Below are 19,020 nucleotides of genomic sequence, written 5' to 3' on the forward strand. Positions count from 1 at the left end.
AATGAGAATAGGTTTAGTCGTTGAAGGAAGTTACCCTTTTGTCAGTGGCGGAGTAGCAAGCTGGGTACAAATGATCATCCAGCAATTTAAAGAACATGAATTCACCATATTTGCGATCGTACCGCAAATAAAAACAGAAGAAGAATATCAATATGAAATTCCCAGCAATGTAAAGGATATCATTATGATTCCCTTACAATCAGAAAGTGACTCAAAACATGTCAAAACGAATTTAACTACTGATGAAGTACAAACACTTCAAAAATGGTTTACATTTCAAGCTAACGATACAGCAGCATTACGCATATTAGGGAATAAACAAAAGTTAGGAACGCTCCACTCCTTCTTCGAAAGCCGTGAGTTTTATGAAATTGTTAAAGAGAGCTATGTATATGAAAAAAGTAGTGGTTCTTTCTTAAATTATTTTTGGATGTGGAGGTCTATGTTCACACCAATCATTCAAATTCTACAAATTGACTTCCCAAAACTAGACCTTATCCATTCCGTATCAACGGGTTATGGTGGATTACTTGGCGCGGCAATCAGCGCTAATTCTGATATACCATTTCTGCTAACTGAGCATGGTATCTATTCTCGGGAACGTGAAGAGGAAATATTACAATCAACTTGGATACCGATTGAATATAAAAAAAGGTGGGTTTCCTTCTTCCATCATTTATCTCATCAGGCATACGAACAGGCTGATGATGTAATTACTTTATTCGGCCGAAATAGTATATATCAAAAAGAATTAGGTGCTCCATCCCATAAACTAAAAATCATACCAAATGGTGTTACTCTAGCTGATTATGAAGGGCTTCGTAAATCAAAGTACAACCCGGAAAAACTCGTTATTTCCGCTATTATACGCGTTGTACCGATTAAAGATGTCAAAACGATGATTTATGCAGCGAAATTATTAGTAGAGAAAGATGTTCCTTTTATATTTTATCTACTAGGCCCCGATACCGAAGAGCCAGAATACGCCCAAGAATGTCGCGATTTAATTCAGCAATTAGGATTAAAAGATTATGTAATCATGACTGGCAGGGTGAATATTAAAGATTACTTAAAACAAACGGATATTCTCGTATTAACAAGTATATCTGAAGGACAACCTCTAGCTATGTTAGAAGGTATGGCCGCAGGGTTACCATGGGTTGTTACGGATGTTGGTTCTTGTAAAGAATTAATTTATGGACAAGATGGCGATTCCTATGGTCAATGTGGATTTGTGGTACCACCTGTATCTCCCGAACAAGTTGCTACTTATTTAGAATGGTATTACCGCCATCCTGAATCCATTCAACAGTTTGGAGATAATGGGCGAAATCGTATTGAAGCGTACTATCAATTATCAGGGGTCGTTGAAAGTTATCGTAAGCTTTACTTAGAAAGAGGTGAAAAAATGTGGCAGGCATAGGATTTCGATTACAAAAATTATTTCAAGAAGACTACTATTCTTCAAGGGTGAAAGCTTATGGATTTTCGTTGTTTGTTACAGCAGGTCCTTGGTTAGTTGTTATTTTAGCAGTAACAGCTATTCGATATATTTTAAGTTTGTTCCATTCGATTTCAATTGAAGAACAGCGACTTTTCACCATTTCAATTTCATACTGCTTTATTTTTTCACAAATTATATATGGAGCATTGCAACTCATCGTAACTAGGTATGTGGCTGACCTCTTATACGAGCAAAAAGCTGATAAAGTATTCTCTTCATTTTTAGGAATGACGAAGATTACACTTTTTTTAGCTATTATTTTATGGATGTTGTTTGCGTTTTTCACACCATTGGCCTTTTATTATAAAATTGTGATGTTATTTTTATTTTTAGCTTTAAATATCATTTGGATTCAATCCATTTATTTAACGGCAGCTAAAGATTATCAATCAATCGCTCTTGCCTTTTTAATTGGTTCCATTTTTTCCTTATCTGGAATTGCACTAATTGCTTACTGGCATCCCACACTCGGATTAGAGCACGGATCGGCCCTATTGCTTTTAATTTCTTTTACAATCGGCACTTTCATTACATTAGTATGGTTAAGTGTTGTTATTGTACGAATGTTTCCAAATAGTGACGCAACTGAGCAATTTACTTTTCTTTCTTATCTAGATAAATATCCAGAACTGTTTTGGTCAAGCCTATTTTATAATATCGGTATTTGGATATGTAACTTTGTTCTTTGGTTTGGAGAAGGGCGAGGAAATATTGAAAATACATTTATTTATCATCAAATTTATGATACTTCTGTTTTCTGGGCATATTTAAGCATTATTCCAACCTATATTTTCTTTGTAGTATCCATTGAAACAAGGTTTTATGAAAGATATAAAAAGTTCTTCGGTTCAGTAAACAATGGAGGAACATTAAATACAATTTTACAATTAAAAGATTCCATGAATTTTGTCTTAAAGCAAGAAATGGAACGTATACTTCGTAATCAAGGTATTTTTTCTTTACTTATTATTTTTATAATATGGATGTTTAGTTCACAAGCTGGAAAAACGACACTTGAATACTCTATTTTACAGCTAACTATAGTTGGGGCTTATGCAAATGGAATGGTCCTCGTTATTACGTTGCTACTTCTATACTTTGAGGATCGTAAAGGTGCCTTTCGAACATCGGCCTTATTCTTTTTTGCAAACCTAATATTAAGTCTCCTTCTACTTCCGTTTGGATTCAACGGTTACGGTATTAGTTTTGCAATCGGGTCTTCTATCACATTCTTATATGCTATTTCTAGACTCTTTACTTATATTAAAGATATTGATTACTATACATTTTGCCAATCGAATGTTCCTATAAAACAGAGAACTTTCTTTACTACATTGGCGAATAAACTTAATAGAAAATAAATATAAAAAATGACCTTTTGCTTATGCAAAGGTCATTTTTTATATTCCTTAAACTTCTAGGTAGCCATTTCTATTATTTGATTGCCATTTCCAAGAATCTGCACACATTTCTTCTAATCCACGTTTTGCTTCCCATCCTAGTTCACGTTTTGCTTTTGATGCATCTGCAAAGCATACCGCTACATCACCAGGGCGACGATCTGTAATTTTATAAGGGATATTCTTATCTGAAACCCTTTCAAAAGTTTCAACCATCTCTAACACACTATACCCTGTACCTGTGCCCAGATTATAAGCATCTACTCCTGTTGCATTCAATACTTTTTCAAGCGCCTTTACATGGCCATTTGCTAAGTCTACTACATGTATGTAATCACGGACGCCCGTTCCATCTTTCGTTGGATAGTCGTTTCCAAATACACTTAATTCTTCTAACTTACCTACCGCTACTTGTGTTACATATGGCATTAAGTTATTTGGAATTCCATTTGGATCTTCTCCAATTCGTCCACTTTCATGCGCACCAAATGGATTGAAATAGCGAAGTAATGCAATGCTCCACTCTTCATCTGCAAATGCTACATCACGCATCATTTGTTCAATCATTAGTTTTGTTTGACCATATGGATTTGTTGCACTTAATGGAAATTCTTCCGTAATTGGTGATGTTTCTGGCATACCATATACCGTTGCCGATGAACTAAAAATCATCTTCTTCACATTACGCTTTTTCATCACTTCACATAATACTAATGTGCTAATAATATTGTTGTGATAATACATTAATGGCTTTGCTACCGATTCTCCTACAGCTTTCAAACCAGCAAAGTGAATGACAGCTTCTATTGTATTTTCCTCGAAAATTTTATTCAGCGCCTCGTAATTTACAAGATCCTCTTTATAAAATTTGAATTGTTTTCCCGTTATCTCTTTTACTCGATGAATAGACTCTACTGAACTGTTTGATAAATTATCTACTACAATAATTTCATAACCGTTATTCAGTAATTCTACGCATGTATGACTACCAATATATCCTGCTCCACCTGTTACAAGTACTGCCATAATTCTAGTCCCCCATATCATATTTAATATGAATTCACCAAATTATACCATGTATTTCTTGTTACATGTTTATTATGCGAACACAGAAACTCACATTTATTCTGTACAACACACAACTCTACTTCAACAATCAAAAAAGCCACATAATCTTTGTTATGTGGCTTTTTTATATTAAATTACGTAACAATATACACTTAGAAAATGTGCAAGACTACCTAACAATACAAAAACATGAAAAATTTCATGGTGTCCCATATATTTAAACTCCAACCATTTTGGTTTCGCACCGTAAATAAATCCACCAATTGTATAAAAAACACCTCCAAGTACTAAGAAAATAATACCTCCTGTACTTAAATTCTCAGCTAGCGGTGCAAAGAATAAAACAATTAACCAACCCATAAGAAGATAAATTGCGGTTGATAACCATCTCGGACAATTAAACCAAAACATTTTAAAAATAATACCACAAATCGCGGTTGCATAAACTAAAGAAAATAATAACAAACCATTTGCCGAATGTAATGTAATTAAGCAAAAGGGTGCATATGTACCTGCAATTAATATAAAGATCATAGAGTGATCTAACTTCCTAAAGAAATAAATAACACGTTCACTGGCTACAACACTATGATATACAGCTGACGCCATATAAAGGACCATCATCCCGATACCAAATAAAATAACAGCTGTAATTGCCGCGAAAGATGGCATCTTAACAGAAACTTTCACAAGCATAGCTAATAATGCAATAAATGATAATACAGCTCCTCCTAAATGAGTTAATGCATTAACCGGTTCTCTTACATAAGCATTCATATTAACACCCCTCATATAATTACATGTAGTTTTGATAACTACATGTAATTATATACACATTATCCTTATAGGTCAACATTTACAATTCATTTGTTTCGTAATACCATATTTAAAGATATACTGAACATTAAGTTCCACTAAGTTATAAAAGTGAGGGGTTCTACGTGGAAAATATAAATAAATTACTTGAATCATTACATTTAGAAAAAAATATTAAACTTGAGGATATCCCAAATGTCGATTTATATGTAGACCAAGTTGTTCAACTATTTGAGAATACTTATGCGGATACAACAAGAACTGATGATGAAAAAGTATTAACTAAAACAATGATTAACAATTACGCAAAAGGGAAATTGTTCATTCCAATCAAAAATAAAAAATACTCAAAAGAGCATATGATTTTAATCAGCTTAATTTATCAATTAAAAGGGGCTCTCTCTATTAACGACATTAAAAGCTCCTTAGAAAATATAAATGAATCATTATTAAATGATGATACCTTTGAGTTAGATACACTATATAAAGATTATCTAGCCCTTACTAAAATCAATGTTGAAGGCTTTAAACAAGACGTAAATAATCGTGTTTCAGAAGTAAGCGACATCTCTTCCTTGGAAGATCCAAACTTAGAGCAATTTTTATTACTAACATCTTTCGTAACTATGAGTAATATGTATAGACGCTTAGCTGAAAAGTTAATTGATGATTTAAAAGGATCTTACTAACGATAAAAACGCTACCTAATAATTAGGTAGCGTTTTTATTTTATCCCGCATTATCTATTGGAGTAATTATTAGATTTTAATAACTAATACATGTAACTATTCCAAGTATTATGCTTTTACTGTCTCTCTAACAACGATTCAAAGCGATCATAATACTCTTTTAATAATAATTTACACATAGAATAAAAAATAAAAACATTAATTACAACAATAAACATTCCTGTATTCGTATTAGCGCCCGCATATAAAACCGTTCCTATATTTAAAAATATTGTTACCGATAATCCTAACGCTATTCCTGTCCACTTCATGTCATACAACAGTAAAAAGATCACGAATACTAATGCTGGGAAAGAATATCTTTCATGCATTTGTGTAGGTAACATAAAGAATGCGAAACTTATAAAAGTCGCGGCCTTCAATAAAATTGCTGTATTCATTTGGCGATGGAAAAAGACATACAAGCACATTAATGATGCAGCGATAGACAAGAGTATTAACCCTACTGTTTTCAAAGTAATATACGGTAAGATTTGAATAGTATCCACTGTATCAGGGGTAGTACCAATTGCATAATACCAAATATTCATAGCAAATACGGTTACTGTTGGGAACGTGCCCACTGCATCTAAATACGCTTGATCTAACATCATACTAAATGTTCCATGGGCTGCAAAATATAAACTAAATATTAATAAAGGTATACAGAATCCTATTACAAACTTAGCCAATTCCTTCCCTTCTCTTTTCTCCCATATTACTTTTAAGAAATACATAGCAAATACAGGCGCAATTACAATTGATTGAAATTTAGCTAGTAATGCTACAGCATAAATAGCACCAGACCAAGTCGGCTTAGACATAAGTAATAAAAGGGAACTCACCATCAATATACTATGCAGCATATCTACTTGACCCCATATAGTCCCATCCACTATAACAGCAGGACTGAATGCAAAAAATGTTACTAACGCCGCTCTCACAATGGGATTACCTATTCTTTTTGAAGCTATAGCAAAAATAATTATAGCTATCACTTCAAATAAAATGGATGGCACTCTAATTAAAACACCCGCCGCTTCGACAGATATATTAAAAAATGACAATATTGCTCCGTAAATACCTAATATAGCTAAGAAAAATGGTGGATAGTTTACTAAATCCCCATGTGCGTACACATCACCTAGCCCATACTTACCTACAGTATTCATCCAATCTACGAAAAAGAGTTGATCTCGTTCATAGCCTTCTAAATGAAACGCTAAATATATACGTAATAAAAGAGATGCAACAACTACTACAATCAAATAAAAATGAAGCCAATTTAAACTCCACCTATCTCGAGTAAAACTCATTAATCAAACACCGTCCTCACTTTTTATAACTTACAACAATTGAATTAAAAATTGATTTACTTATATAAAAATATCCCTCTAAACGAATTAACAATTTTCCCATTCAATGGTAGAAAAAATCAAATGAATATACTAACATACAAAAAAACAATCGTCAATAACGCGTTATGTAAAGTCCTTTCAAATCGTCCACTCTAATGAAGTTTCAAAAAAAACTATCCACCTTTAAAGTGGATAGTTTCTCCTATTTAATCGCCTCATGAACTTTTAATTGTTTACCTTTTATTGTTGTATTCTTCATGACCTTTAAAACAAGTGAGCCTTTTCCATTTAATATCTCAACGTACGAAACATTATCTTGGATTGTAATAATACCTATATCTTCAGCCGAAACACCTTGAATTTTAGCAATTGTACCGACGAAATCTACAGCCCTAATTTTCTTTTTCTTCCCGCCATTAAAGTACAATTTCATAATTCCTTTATTTATATCAGCATTTTTATCCTTCTTTATCATTGGTTTAGCATGTATTTTTTCCTCAAATACAGCCTTACTTCTCATCACTTCTTCTTTTGAAGGTGCTTGTGCCTTCGGAATTGCAAATCCGATGTACGTCTCAATTTCTTCTAAAAATCTATTTTCATATGGCGTAATAAATGTAATAGCTTTTCCCTTCTTACCAGCTCGTCCTGTTCTTCCAGTACGATGTACATAACTTTCTTTTTCTAATGGAATATCATAATTAATAACATGTGTAATATTATCAATATCAATACCTCTCGCAGCTACATCCGTTGCTACTAAATAACGGAACTTTCCTTTTCTAAAATCATCCATTACTTCAAAACGATCTTCTTGCACCATGCCACCATGTATTTTGTCACAAGGGTAATTAACTCGTTTTAACTGTCTATATACATGATCTACATTTTCTTGTGTACGGCAAAAAACAATGCAACTGTCTGGATTTTCAATTGTTGTTACATCTTTAAGAAGTGAAAGCTTCTCTTCTTCTCCCACTTCAAAAAGGGTATGTTCAATTTTATCTGTTGTAATCCCAGCCGCCTTAATTTCAATATGTGTCGGTAAATTCATATATGTACGAGATAACTTTTCAACATCTTCTGGAAGCGTTGCTGAAAATAGCATTGTCATTCGTTTTGTCGGTAATTCATCAATAATTGCTTCTACTTGATCAATAAAACCCATATTTAGCATTTCATCTGCTTCATCAATAACTAAGTACTTTAGACGCTCTAAAGAAAGCGTACCTTTTTCGATATGATCTAATACACGACCAGGGGTACCCACTACAATATGTGTTTTTTGCTTTAACTCTAATTTTTGACGCGCAAATGGAGATTTCCCATAAACTGCGGCAGCCTTAATTCTTTTGAATCGACCTATATTCGTAATATCTTCTTTTACTTGAACAGCAAGTTCTCTCGTTGGCGTTAAAACTAACGCTTGTGGTTTATTCTCTTCCCACTCTACCATTTCACAAAGTGGTATACCGAACGAAGCCGTTTTTCCACTTCCAGTTTGCGATTTTACAACAAGGTCCTTCTTTTGCAATGCAACTGGAATAACCTCTCCTTGTACTTCTGTTGGATGCTCATATCCTAAACCAGTCAGTGCTCTTACTATCTCTTTACTTAATGCATAATTACTAAAGCTCTTTTTACTCATATATTAACCTCATTTGATTTTAAATTTAAATAATTATATTCTTCATGCCTCACGTTGAATTATACCGCAATACTATTGTTTTTAATTCATTTAAGTCACAATTTATCTAAGTATAATTTACAAATAGTAAAGGGCAGTCTTAATAATAAGTCTGCCCCATCTACATCATATTAATTTTTACGGAACTAATCTTTTTACAACAGGTATCCTTTGCAATACTAATGTAATCACCATGCTAAGAACGATTGTAATCGTTACATTAATTGGTATTGCTAATATTGCATGCACACGTTCATTTACCTTAGGGAAAATAATGTACAGATAGTTATTTAATAAGAAGAAGTGGAGAATATAAATTCCAAGGCTCGCTTGATTTATAAAGCGTAATACGAATGGTAATTCTCGTTCTGAGTTTTGGAAAGCATATTTGAAAAATACAAATAGTCCAATCGCCATAAGTACAACACCTGGTGCAAAATACCCGTACCAGAACTGATCTAACTGTCCATTGGCTTTTACCGTATAGTGATATGTAATAAAGAATGTACTAATAAATCCTACGATTCCTCCGATGTAAGAAATATTTCTCCATTTTTTCGAAATATCATAATTAGATAAATAATAACCAAGTAAAAAGTATCCTACATAATTTGTAACGTAAAATAATTCAATATTAAAATTGATAGGATAATAATATTTCACTAAATTGACTACAACAGATGCATATAGCCATAAAATTAAAAAATATTCTATCTCTCTTTTCTTAGCGTTCTTCACAAAGATTTTCAGTAGAGGTGTAATTAAATATATCCCTACAATCATGTATAGGAACCATAAATGTCCCCCGATCGTATCCGTTAAAAAGTGTTTTATCCCTTGCTTGAAAGATGCTGGAAAATATCCTGCATATGCTCCATATGCATAAAATATAGCACTCCAAGCGATAAAAGGTATAATCACTTTACTTGCACGCTTCTGTAAAAATTCCCCGATCGGAATCTCTTTCGTTCCCTTTAATAATAACGCTCCACTAATCATCACGAAGATTGGAACACTGGCACGTGAAATGGATTCAAAAAAGTTACCAGCCAGCCAGCGCGACACGTTATTTGTATCTAACACAGAAACATAACCAGCAGTAACGTGAATTGTAACAACTGCGATTGTGGCTAATACTCGTAGCCAATCCATGTATACTAAGCGTTTCATTAATACTCCTCCTAAATTTGGCTATTAATCTGTTATTTGCCTATTACTCTTTTATTTTCCAAAGATTATTTTACATCAAATACCACTATGTTAAAACATATTTTCAGCATTTGCCCCTACAACATTCGTATATAAATGTTAATTTTCAAATATAAACATGAAAACCTTTGACTTATGAGTGAAAATAATGTAAATTATCTTTTGGACGAACATTTTTAAACAAAACGAATAAAATATTCGTATTTTAGGGGTGTAAATGATGGAAAACGTATTCGACTATGAAGATATTCAATTAATTCCTGCAAAATGTATTGTAAATAGCCGCTCTGAATGTGATACAACTGTCACTTTAGGAAAACATAAATTTAAATTACCTGTCGTACCTGCAAATATGCAAACGATTATTGATAAGAGAATTGCAACTTATTTAGCTGAAAATAATTACTTCTATATCATGCATCGTTTCCAACCAGAGAAACGAATCTCATTCATTAGAGATATGCAATCACGTGGATTAATCGCTTCTATTAGCGTTGGTGTAAAAGAGGACGAGTATGAATTCGTACAACAATTAGCTGCTGAGCAACTTACACCTGAATACATCACAATTGATATCGCGCACGGACATTCTAATGCTGTGATCAACATGATTCAACATATTAAAAAGCATTTACCAGAAAGCTTCGTTATCGCTGGAAACGTTGGAACTCCAGAAGCGGTAAGAGAATTAGAAAACGCTGGTGCTGACGCAACAAAAGTTGGTATTGGACCTGGTAAAGTTTGTATTACTAAAATTAAAACAGGCTTTGGAACTGGCGGCTGGCAACTAGCTGCACTTCGCTGGTGTGCAAAAGCTGCAAGCAAGCCAATTATCGCTGACGGTGGTATTCGTACACACGGCGACGTAGCTAAATCTATTCGATTTGGGGCGACTATGGTTATGATCGGTTCTCTATTCGCTGGTCATGAAGAGTCTCCAGGGGAAACAATCGAAAAAGACGGCAAACTTTATAAAGAGTACTTCGGTTCAGCTTCTGAATTCCAAAAAGGTGAGAAGAAAAACGTTGAAGGTAAGAAAATGTTCGTTGAGCATAAAGGTTCTCTAGAAGACACTTTAATCGAAATGGAACAAGATCTTCAATCTTCTATCTCTTACGCTGGTGGAACAAAATTAGACGCTATCCGTACTGTAGATTATGTTGTCGTGAAAAACTCTATTTTCAACGGCGACAAAGTATATTAATTTTCAAATTCAACTCGAAGGACAAGCATTTTTATGCTTGTCCTTCTTTTCATGTATGAATACGTTGAGGGTTTTTCAATATTAAAAATAGGGGAGATATAACCAACGAAACACGCCAGATTAGATAAACCCTCCGTAAAGCCGTTTCTTACGCCGGTTCCTTCATTGATGAATTAGAGCATAAAAATAAGCCCTCGCTTTATGAGGGCTTATCTTATGTTTACTTTCCAAATCTTTTTCGGTATCCACATTTCCTACATAGCTCTTCGACTGCAACTCTCTTCGAAAATCCATCTACAATATTTTGCGCTCTTTCACCTTCTATGATATTCGAAAATGAATCACTATTAATATTGCCAAGATTAATAATCCCTTCACCATCTAAACAGCAAGGAATAACTGTTCCATTTGCTAAAATGCCTGCTTGATTTCGAAGACCATGACAGAATCCTTTTCCGTCATCCTCTTCCTCATGCAATGCTGGCCACTGGAATTCATAGTCCTGATTAATAAAGACGCGTTCCGCAATTTTTATACCTTTTCCTGGAGTAAGCTTCTCTTCAATTTGATAAGACAGATTAAACTCATTTTCAATGATGGATAATAACTCTCTATTTTTCTGGATTTCAGCATTTGTTTTATTATCCTGAGTTAAATTCCATAACCTTAATGAAACGATTAAATCCGATTGGCTAGTCGCCTCTCTAATGAAAGAAAGTATACTTCTTACATATCCTTCTTTGTCTTGCGAACCTGGATGTCCGTCAAAACTGTGCAGTGAAAAATTCATTTGCCTTAGAGCAGGCTTATTTAACAGTCTATGCCTTCTCTTATTAATTAACGTTCCGTTCGTTGTAATATTAACTTTAAACCCCTTTTCATGGCTTAAATCTAACAGTTGATCTATTTTCGGATGCAGCAACGGCTCACCCTTCACGTGCAAATAAATGTAGTCTGTGTGAGGTTTAATTTGGTCTAATCTTTTAGAAAAATCCTCCACAGAAATGAATTGCTTCTGCCTTTCCGTAGGCGGACAAAAGCTACACGCAAGATTACATACACTTGTAATCTCCAAGTAAAACTTCTTAAACTTTTTCACCTTTAATTCCTCACTTCTCTGACTACTTATACTTTTTCCTCTTCATATTACAGCATACTTTTTTAGAAATAGAAACATACTTATTTTAGGAAATCTATATACAACCTATTAATGTTCAAAAGACCATCGGTGATTTTTGTCCAATGGTCTTTTTTACTCTTTTTATATACATTATTTATGATACGGTTCCCCACGATTAATCCGAAACGCTCTATACACTTGCTCAAGCAATACTAATCGCATTAATTGATGTGGTAATGTCATCTTTGAAAAAGAAAGTGACTCATTTGAACGCTTCATTACTTCTGAGCTTAGTCCAAGTGATCCACCAATTACAAATGCCACTTTGCTCTTTCCATATGTAGCAAGACGATCTAGACTTACTGCAAATTCTTCTGAGGATTTTTGTTTTCCTTCTATCGCTAATGCAATGACATGCGTATCATCAGAAATTTTATCCAGTATACGTATACCTTCTTTTTCCTTTACAATTAGCATTTCAGCTTCACTTAAATTTTCTGGTGCCTTCTCATCTGGTAATTCAATTACTTCTACTTTTGCGTATGCAGATAATCGTTTTAAGTATTCTGCTATACCTTGTTTTAAATATTTTTCTTTTAATTTCCCAATTGAAATAATCGAGATATTCACACGTATTCCCCACCTTACAAACATGTTATCCACATAACTTATCCACATATCCACAATTGTTACCCACATATTGTGTGAGAATCTGTGTTCGATACAACATATGTCGCCTCATTTTGACAAAATTCACATGTTTTCTTCTCGTTTTTAGAGTTATCCACATTGTTGATAACCGGCGCAACTTCACATTCATCCACAATAATATCTAGCGCTAATTCTACATGTTCTAAACAACAAGGTAAATTCATATTCTTCACCTCACTTTTCTACAATAGAAAACAGGAGGTAGGCCCTCCTGTTTTTAATACTTCTGAATGCCTAACTTCACCGTTGTTGTTGCTCGTTTTGTACCACGATAAAACGTCAGAGTCATTTTATCATTAATTTTCTTATCATATAAGGCCGTGCGGAACCCAATAATATCGCGGATTGGTTTTCCATCTACCGCCACAATAACATCATGTTCTCGTAAACCAGCTTCTGCACCTGGCGAAGGACTTTTCACATCTAAAATGCAAACGCCCTCCGTCACATTCCCTGGTAACTGTAATGTTTTTGACCAATGATAGGTCGGAATTTCATTTAATGACCTAAGTTCAATTCCAACATAAGGTCTTCTTACTTTTCCGTACTTCTCAAGTTCATTCATAATTGGAACAGCTCTAGTAACCGGAATTGCTAGTCCAATTCCTTCTACTTCTTTTGCGGCAATTTTCATTGAGTTAATACCAATTAATTGTCCTGCTGCATTTACAAGCGCGCCACCACTATTACCTGGATTAATCGCTGCATCTGTTTGCAATACTTCTACTTGCCAATCATAATGACCATCTTGATCCAAATCTACAGGAACAATGCGTTCACTAGCTGAAATAATACCTTGTGTAACAGTCCCAGAAAATTGTAGTCCGAGTGGGTTTCCGATCGCAATAACCGGTTCTCCTCTGCGAACAGTATTAGAATCGCCAATTTCAATTACTTTTTTCACATACTTCGCATCTATTTCTAATACAGCCAAATCTGTGACTACATCGGTTCCTAATACTTTTGCTGAAACTTTTTTACCGTCACTTAGGCTCACTTCAATACGATTCGCTCCAGCAACAACGTGATTATTTGTTACAATGTAAGCACGATCACCAGTCTTCTTATAAATAACACCAGATCCTGTACCTGCTTCAGAATCCGCCTCTGAAAAATCATCTCGTTGAATATTAATCACACCAACAACAGCTTCAGAAGCACGATCAACAGCATCCACAAAGCTAATCTGCTTAATCCCTTGAGCTTCGGCCATATTACTTCCGCTTGCTTCCGCTTGCGGGAGCGATCCCGTATGGTTTGAGAATAAAGGAGCTCCAAATGCAAACAATGAAGCTCCGACAATTGTTCCCGCTATGCTAGAAATAACAATACCTTTTCGCTTCTTTTTACCTGCACGTTTTATACGATATTTTTCTTCATCAATAAAGGACATATTTGTTCACCCATCTTCCTGAAAACAACTATATTCACCTTTATTGTTTACTAAAATGAAGAATTATACGTATTGAATTTTTGTAGGCATTTTTGGATCTGTATCGTGAATTTCAAAGGATTCTCCTACTCCAAATCCCTTTTCCTCCAGTACTTGTGATACCGACATGCGGGCTAGCTCTTTCATATTATTATCTAAACTTAAATGTGCTAAATAAATATGTTTTGTCTCATCTGTAATTACATCCGCCATGGCTAATGCAGCGTCCTCATTACAAACGTGCCCCACATCACTTAAAATACGTCGTTTAATGCTCCATGGATAACGCCCCATACGAAGCATTTCCACATCATGGTTACTTTCAAATACGAAAGCATTCGCTCCCTTAATAACACCTTTCATACGGTCACTGACGTATCCTGTATCTGTAATAAGGGCTAACTTTCTATTGTTGTTATGAAAAGCATAAAACATCGGCTCTGCCGCATCATGAGAAACACCAAATGACTCGACCTCAATATCACCGAATGTTTTCACATCCCCGACTGAGAAAATGAACTTTTGCTCAGTTGGGATATTTCCTATTAAATGTTCCATTGCGTTCCATGTTTTCTCATTTGCATAAACAGGTAAATCATATTTGCGTGCCAATACACCTAATCCTTTAATATGGTCACTATGTTCATGTGTTACAAGAATACCTGATACATCATTTATATTTAGTTCTGCCTGTTTAAATAAAGCCTCTGTTGCTTTACCACTTAAACCTGCATCGACAAGTAATTTTTTCTCATCTGTTCCTACATATAGCATATTCCCTGTACTTCCACTTGCAAGTACGCTAAAATGCAACCCCATTCTTTCTCACTCCAGTATGTTCATCAACCACTTGATTTTCCTTTTCCCCTAATTCCATAACCTGTCCTTCAATCGCATTCACAAAGAAATCCTGCTTCTGATCCGTTTTTAAATTCCATGTGGGAGCGAGTACTTGGTTATTAGAAGTAGATGCGGTAAGGGTGGCATAACCAATTTGCGCTTCTTTTACATGCGTATTCCCATGAACTTTATTTTTTAAATACAAATTTTCTAAAGCCGTTTGAGCCGTAATAATTTCTTGCTGTTTCGTTTTTTCACTTTCGCCCATTTCTTTTAAATCCGTTAGCATCGTCTGTGTGTACGAAACAAGCTCATTTTTTTCATTTAATTCCACAACAATCATTGCCTGATCATTATAGAAAATAGGCTTATCTTTATATTTTTGGAAGAAGTAAATTTTAGAGTCTTTCATCGCTCCAAACTCATACTTTTGTCCATCTAATACATAGTTCTTCAAAAATTCATTATACTTATCTTTTGATAATGATTTTGTATTTAAAAAAGGTTCTTTTAACTTACTTTCTATCTTGTACATATTTTGTATATGCGCCGTTTGATTTTTTAAAGACTGTATATCTTCTTCTTTAAAGGCCTTGTTTTCCGCCCTAATAAACGACTCTTCTTTCGGTTCTTTAGGGAAATTACCCATAGTAATTTTGTTTGCTTTTAATTCTTGATCTATCTTTGTTTCCGCAATAAGCTCCAATTGATTACTATCTTGCTTTTGAATGAATTGAAAAATGAGAAAGAGGTCCAAAACAAAAAAGGTCACAATAAATATGGTTTTAATCCGATCCCAATCCATTTAGTCCTCCCTCACTCCACTCATATATTTTTTGTTTACCAGCCTCATCTTCAGCAAGCTTTACATACCAAATTGGCTGTAATCGAACTACTTGCCCATCTAGTGATAACTTGTATCCAATACCAATGTCTTTAATTAATTGTTTATTTATTTCTGTATTCTTTTCTAAGGATGCTATCACAACGTGACCTGATGGAAGGGTAACATTCTGTTCTATCCCCTTCGTATTTAAAGATAGCAACGGTCTTTCATATTCCATCACTTCTTCTGATCCCCATACTTGTCTTAATTCAGCTAATCCATCTGTATTGAATACGGAATATCCATCTTCATGCAAACGAAATACTGTCTGTCCTTTATTCACATAATCTAAACGATATGAATCCAAGCTCCCACTGTGGCCACTCACAAATTCAAAACTTTTTTGTAAAAGCATTAAATTATCTATAGGTTTCTCACTTGATACAGAAGAGTTTTTATACTTTAGCATGTGATGATCATGTTCAATCTCCATGGACCTAATACCATCCGTAAATGTTTCTTTCGATCCCTCTGTAATAGGACTTAAATAACGTGGATCGCTAAAAAGAGCATTCTTAAATGTATCCACCGCTAAATTAGATGAAATATATGTGATATTGTTTAATTCTGTCGTTCCATCTGGCAAAAACAACTTTTTCGTATCATTAATTTGATAATCAAAATATGGTTTTGCTGATACTATAAATTGATTTTGTGCATTAACAATATCTTTTAAATACACACCACTTAATTTTGCTTCATATATTCTAAAGTTATCGTCATAAGACACAAAGTTAATTTTAATTTCCTGATCCCTACTTCGAGAAGGATCAAGAATAATACGATTAAAATATTTAGGCCTATCTATACTTTTCTCTTTCAGATTAAACATAGATTTGACTGCATCAAATGGGATATTAGTAGGAAAAAGAAGCTCAATTTTCCCTTCGCCATGTACATAAGAAAGGAAATCACCCTTAGCAACCGAAATCTCTCTAAAATCATGTAACTCTCCTGTTTCCAAAGGTCTATAGATTGATTCTATATCTTCCTCTCTTTTGCTCCCATAATGATTTTTATCTTTGTGCACGATGATAGAAGTGGGACGGATTACATCGGAAATTTTCGTTTGACTGGTTCCTTCATTACCCTGCACAAATTTTGCATTTTGCATGGAAGTGGAGTCTGGCACATATGTCCATAAGTTAAAAGTAAGGAATAGACTAATTACAACTAAATTAATTAAAACTATCGTTTTAAAGTTTTCCATACTCATTCCCAATCGTCCTCTTCATCCGCTGCCATCGGCAATGTGAAGTAAATAGTCGTCCCTTTTCCTTCCTCACTTTTCGCCCAAATCGAACCACCATGCGCCTCAATCATTTCTTTCGCAATCGCTAATCCAAGTCCTGTACCACCCATTTGTCTTGAACGTGCTTTATCTACGCGATAGAAGCGTTCAAAGATTTTATCAACGTTTTCTTTCGGAATACCCATTCCTTGGTCACTTACACTAATCTCTAATAAATCACCGCGATCACGTAAGCGATATGTTACCGTTCCACCTTCTGGTGAATACTTTAATGCATTAGAAATAATGTTATACAACACTTGAGTAATTTTGTCCGTATCCATATCAATAAATCGGGACTTTTTCGAGAAAGATCGTTTGAAACTTACATTTTGCTCTTTAGACATTTCAAATCGATCAATAACGTTATTAAAGAAGTCAGTAAAGTCGACCCATTCTTTCATTAAACGATGTTCTGTACTATCGAGTTTAGATAGTTGCAACAACGCATTTACAAGTCTAATCATTCTTTCTGTTTCTTCTTGTGTAACTGTTAAAAATTGCGGTGCAATATTCGGATCTTGCCATGCCCCATCCGTAAGCGCCTCTAAATAACTACGCATTGTTGTTAATGGTGTTCTTAATTCATGAGAGACGTTCGCCACAAACTCACGACGTTCTCGCTCTATACGCTCCTGCTCTGTTACATCATATAATACAGCAATTAAACCATTTGCCTTCCCTGTCTCTTTTTGAATAACCGAGAAACTAGCACGTAAAATATATGGTTCATTTCTCGTACTAAAATCTAATAAAACAGAGTCTGGTTCTTCGTATAAATGATCAAGCGTAAACTCTTCTTGTATCCCTAATACTTCTAAAACAGATTGATCGAGCGCTGTTTCACGCGAAACATTTAGCATTTTTTCCGCAGGGTCATTTAATAAAATAATATCGCCTTTTCGGTCAGTAGCAATTACTCCATCTGTCATATGTGATAAAACAGATGATAATTTACGTCTTTCACTTTCTGTTGAAGAACGGGCTTGTTGTAATTTTTTTGATAAATTATTGAAAGATAATGCTAGTTGTCCAATTTCATCATGGCTATGCACTTTTACTTTTCTCGAATAGTTTCCTTTTGCCATTTCAATTGCTTGTCTTCGCATATCTGAAATTGGTCTCGTAATAGTTTGAGCCAACAAAATTCCAAGTACAGCCGTTACGAGTAATGCAATAACTGTTCCCGTTGCAAAAATTTGATTAATATCCTTCATCTGCTTATAAACATCTTCCATAGATGCAACAACATAAATAACACCAAGTGCATCTTTGCCGTTATCATCTAGAATAGGAGTAATCATAACTTGGACACGATGGCCCGTTCGACCATCTTTCTCAATTTTCACTTCAGGCTTTTTTTGTACCAATACTCGCTGAACAGCTATATCAGTTGATGTTCGATTCACCTTATTTTGCTTCGATTCATCTGAAATGGCTAGTAACTTTCTATGCGAATCAAATACACTTACCTCTTGAATATCTTTCTTTCGATCAGAGGCAAATTTTCGAATTGACGTTTTAATCGTTTCATCGGTTGACTCTGTTTCTGCTTTTGTATAACTTTTTTTAAACTCTTGTTTCAAGTTATATGCTAATAAGTTTGTTTGCTGCGTTAAAGAATCTCTAAAACCTTGTACAAGACTCTTTTCTAACTCTCTTACGAAATATACCCCAATAACTTGCATAGCTATCAATATTAATAGCATATATATGAGTACAAATTTTAAATGAATAGATTGAAAAAAACCGACTTTCTTCATATA

At 34.4% G+C, this 19,020-nt stretch carries 17 protein-coding genes; 4 read left to right on the top strand and 13 right to left on the bottom strand.

All coding sequences use genetic code 11. The features are described from left to right. Position 1: 1 nt before the first annotated feature. On the top strand, positions 2-1,423 hold the full coding sequence (gene pelF, locus DN410_RS19225; RefSeq protein ID WP_149177668.1) for a GT4 family glycosyltransferase PelF: 1,422 nt from the start codon (positions 2-4) through the stop codon (positions 1,421-1,423). After that, entirely contained in the window at positions 1,411-2,865 is a 1,455-nt protein-coding gene (gene pelG, locus DN410_RS19230) for an exopolysaccharide Pel transporter PelG (protein ID WP_149177669.1), read from the top strand. The genes pelF and pelG overlap by 13 nt, the downstream gene beginning before the upstream one ends. 48 nt (positions 2,866-2,913) lie before the next feature. Here pelG and galE read toward each other — a convergent pair whose 3' ends face one another. Together galE and trhA are read right to left on the bottom strand one after the other, a co-directional pair. Next, positions 2,914-3,930, bottom strand: a complete 1,017-nt coding sequence (gene galE / locus DN410_RS19235) for a UDP-glucose 4-epimerase GalE (protein WP_149177670.1) — start codon at positions 3,928-3,930, stop codon at positions 2,914-2,916. A gap of 171 nt (positions 3,931-4,101) precedes the next feature. Then, entirely contained in the window at positions 4,102-4,749 is a 648-nt protein-coding gene (gene trhA, locus DN410_RS19240) for a PAQR family membrane homeostasis protein TrhA (protein ID WP_149177671.1), read from the bottom strand. 164 nt (positions 4,750-4,913) lie between these two features. Between trhA and DN410_RS19245 the strand changes: the two genes are divergently transcribed. After that, positions 4,914-5,477 carry a DUF1836 domain-containing protein gene (locus DN410_RS19245; RefSeq protein ID WP_071710877.1) on the top strand — a complete coding sequence of 188 codons (564 nt, stop codon included), beginning with the start codon at positions 4,914-4,916 and terminating at the stop codon, positions 5,475-5,477. A 116-nt stretch (positions 5,478-5,593) separates the two neighbouring features. Here the strand turns inward: DN410_RS19245 and DN410_RS19250 are convergent, their stop codons facing one another. The 3 genes from DN410_RS19250 to DN410_RS19260 all read right to left on the bottom strand — a co-directional run bounded on the left by DN410_RS19250 (position 5,594) and on the right by DN410_RS19260 (position 9,731). Continuing rightward, positions 5,594-6,832, bottom strand: coding sequence for a hypothetical protein (locus DN410_RS19250; RefSeq protein ID WP_149177672.1), 1,239 nt, complete (start codon positions 6,830-6,832; stop codon positions 5,594-5,596). A 244-nt stretch (positions 6,833-7,076) separates the two neighbouring features. Further along, complete coding sequence (gene dbpA / locus DN410_RS19255) at positions 7,077-8,522, bottom strand: ATP-dependent RNA helicase DbpA (RefSeq protein ID WP_149177673.1); 1,446 nt, start codon at positions 8,520-8,522, stop codon at positions 7,077-7,079. Between the two features lie 177 nt (positions 8,523-8,699). Next, positions 8,700-9,731 (bottom strand): acyltransferase, encoded by a 1,032-nt coding sequence (locus DN410_RS19260; protein WP_149177674.1) that lies wholly within the window; start codon positions 9,729-9,731, stop codon positions 8,700-8,702. Positions 9,732-9,990: 259 nt separating this feature from the next. Here DN410_RS19260 and guaC point away from each other — a divergent pair, with 259 nt between their 5' ends. Further along, positions 9,991-10,974, top strand: coding sequence for a GMP reductase (gene guaC / locus DN410_RS19265; RefSeq protein WP_149177675.1), 984 nt, complete (start codon positions 9,991-9,993; stop codon positions 10,972-10,974). A gap of 220 nt (positions 10,975-11,194) precedes the next feature. Here guaC and DN410_RS19270 read toward each other — a convergent pair whose 3' ends face one another. The 8 genes from DN410_RS19270 to walK all read right to left on the bottom strand — a co-directional run bounded on the left by DN410_RS19270 (position 11,195) and on the right by walK (position 19,017). Beyond that, positions 11,195-12,073 (bottom strand): radical SAM/SPASM domain-containing protein, encoded by an 879-nt coding sequence (locus DN410_RS19270; protein WP_149177676.1) that lies wholly within the window; start codon positions 12,071-12,073, stop codon positions 11,195-11,197. Positions 12,074-12,244: 171 nt separating this feature from the next. Next, positions 12,245-12,724 carry a 23S rRNA (pseudouridine(1915)-N(3))-methyltransferase RlmH gene (rlmH, locus tag DN410_RS19275; protein ID WP_001027003.1) on the bottom strand — a complete coding sequence of 160 codons (480 nt, stop codon included), beginning with the start codon at positions 12,722-12,724 and terminating at the stop codon, positions 12,245-12,247. A 59-nt stretch (positions 12,725-12,783) separates the two neighbouring features. Beyond that, positions 12,784-12,969 carry a CxxH/CxxC protein gene (locus tag DN410_RS19280; RefSeq protein ID WP_149177677.1) on the bottom strand — a complete coding sequence of 62 codons (186 nt, stop codon included), beginning with the start codon at positions 12,967-12,969 and terminating at the stop codon, positions 12,784-12,786. 53 nt (positions 12,970-13,022) lie between these two features. Continuing rightward, the gene (locus DN410_RS19285; RefSeq protein ID WP_149177678.1) at positions 13,023-14,198 is read right to left on the bottom strand and encodes a S1C family serine protease; all 1,176 of its coding nucleotides are present in this window, start codon (positions 14,196-14,198) and stop codon (positions 13,023-13,025) included. Between the two features lie 63 nt (positions 14,199-14,261). Further along, the gene (locus DN410_RS19290) at positions 14,262-15,056 is read right to left on the bottom strand and encodes an MBL fold metallo-hydrolase (RefSeq protein ID WP_000522837.1); all 795 of its coding nucleotides are present in this window, start codon (positions 15,054-15,056) and stop codon (positions 14,262-14,264) included. After that, positions 15,040-15,882 (bottom strand): two-component system regulatory protein YycI, encoded by an 843-nt coding sequence (locus DN410_RS19295; protein WP_149177679.1) that lies wholly within the window; start codon positions 15,880-15,882, stop codon positions 15,040-15,042. Before DN410_RS19295 ends, DN410_RS19290 begins: the two co-directional genes overlap by 17 nt. Further along, complete coding sequence (locus DN410_RS19300) at positions 15,863-17,179, bottom strand: YycH family regulatory protein (RefSeq protein ID WP_149177680.1); 1,317 nt, start codon at positions 17,177-17,179, stop codon at positions 15,863-15,865. Before DN410_RS19300 ends, DN410_RS19295 begins: the two co-directional genes overlap by 20 nt. Continuing rightward, a complete protein-coding gene (walK, locus tag DN410_RS19305; RefSeq protein WP_000755362.1) occupies positions 17,176-19,017 on the bottom strand; it encodes a cell wall metabolism sensor histidine kinase WalK in 1,842 nt (613 codons plus the stop codon). The genes DN410_RS19300 and walK overlap by 4 nt, the downstream gene beginning before the upstream one ends. Positions 19,018-19,020 lie beyond the last annotated feature (3 nt).

The sequence above is a fragment of the Bacillus sp. SH5-2 genome, from assembly GCF_008368905.1.
GTDB classification, from domain to species: domain Bacteria; phylum Bacillota; class Bacilli; order Bacillales; family Bacillaceae_G; genus Bacillus_A; species Bacillus_A luti.

Coding starts and splice junctions, on each gene's coding strand:
- galE (WP_149177670.1), bottom strand. CDS start 3,930: ATGGCAGTACTTGTAACAGGTGGAGCAGGATATATTGGTAGTCATACA.
- DN410_RS19280 (WP_149177677.1), bottom strand. CDS start 12,969: ATGAATTTACCTTGTTGTTTAGAACATGTAGAATTAGCGCTAGATATT.
- walK (WP_000755362.1), bottom strand. CDS start 19,017: ATGAAGAAAGTCGGTTTTTTTCAATCTATTCATTTAAAATTTGTACTC.
- DN410_RS19300 (WP_149177680.1), bottom strand. CDS start 17,179: ATGAGTATGGAAAACTTTAAAACGATAGTTTTAATTAATTTAGTTGTA.
- DN410_RS19285 (WP_149177678.1), bottom strand. CDS start 14,198: ATGTCCTTTATTGATGAAGAAAAATATCGTATAAAACGTGCAGGTAAA.
- trhA (WP_149177671.1), bottom strand. CDS start 4,749: ATGAATGCTTATGTAAGAGAACCGGTTAATGCATTAACTCATTTAGGA.
- DN410_RS19250 (WP_149177672.1), bottom strand. CDS start 6,832: ATGAGTTTTACTCGAGATAGGTGGAGTTTAAATTGGCTTCATTTTTAT.
- DN410_RS19290 (WP_000522837.1), bottom strand. CDS start 15,056: ATGGGGTTGCATTTTAGCGTACTTGCAAGTGGAAGTACAGGGAATATG.
- DN410_RS19260 (WP_149177674.1), bottom strand. CDS start 9,731: ATGAAACGCTTAGTATACATGGATTGGCTACGAGTATTAGCCACAATC.
- DN410_RS19295 (WP_149177679.1), bottom strand. CDS start 15,882: ATGGATTGGGATCGGATTAAAACCATATTTATTGTGACCTTTTTTGTT.
- dbpA (WP_149177673.1), bottom strand. CDS start 8,522: ATGAGTAAAAAGAGCTTTAGTAATTATGCATTAAGTAAAGAGATAGTA.
- guaC (WP_149177675.1), top strand. CDS start 9,991: ATGGAAAACGTATTCGACTATGAAGATATTCAATTAATTCCTGCAAAA.
- pelF (WP_149177668.1), top strand. CDS start 2: ATGAGAATAGGTTTAGTCGTTGAAGGAAGTTACCCTTTTGTCAGTGGC.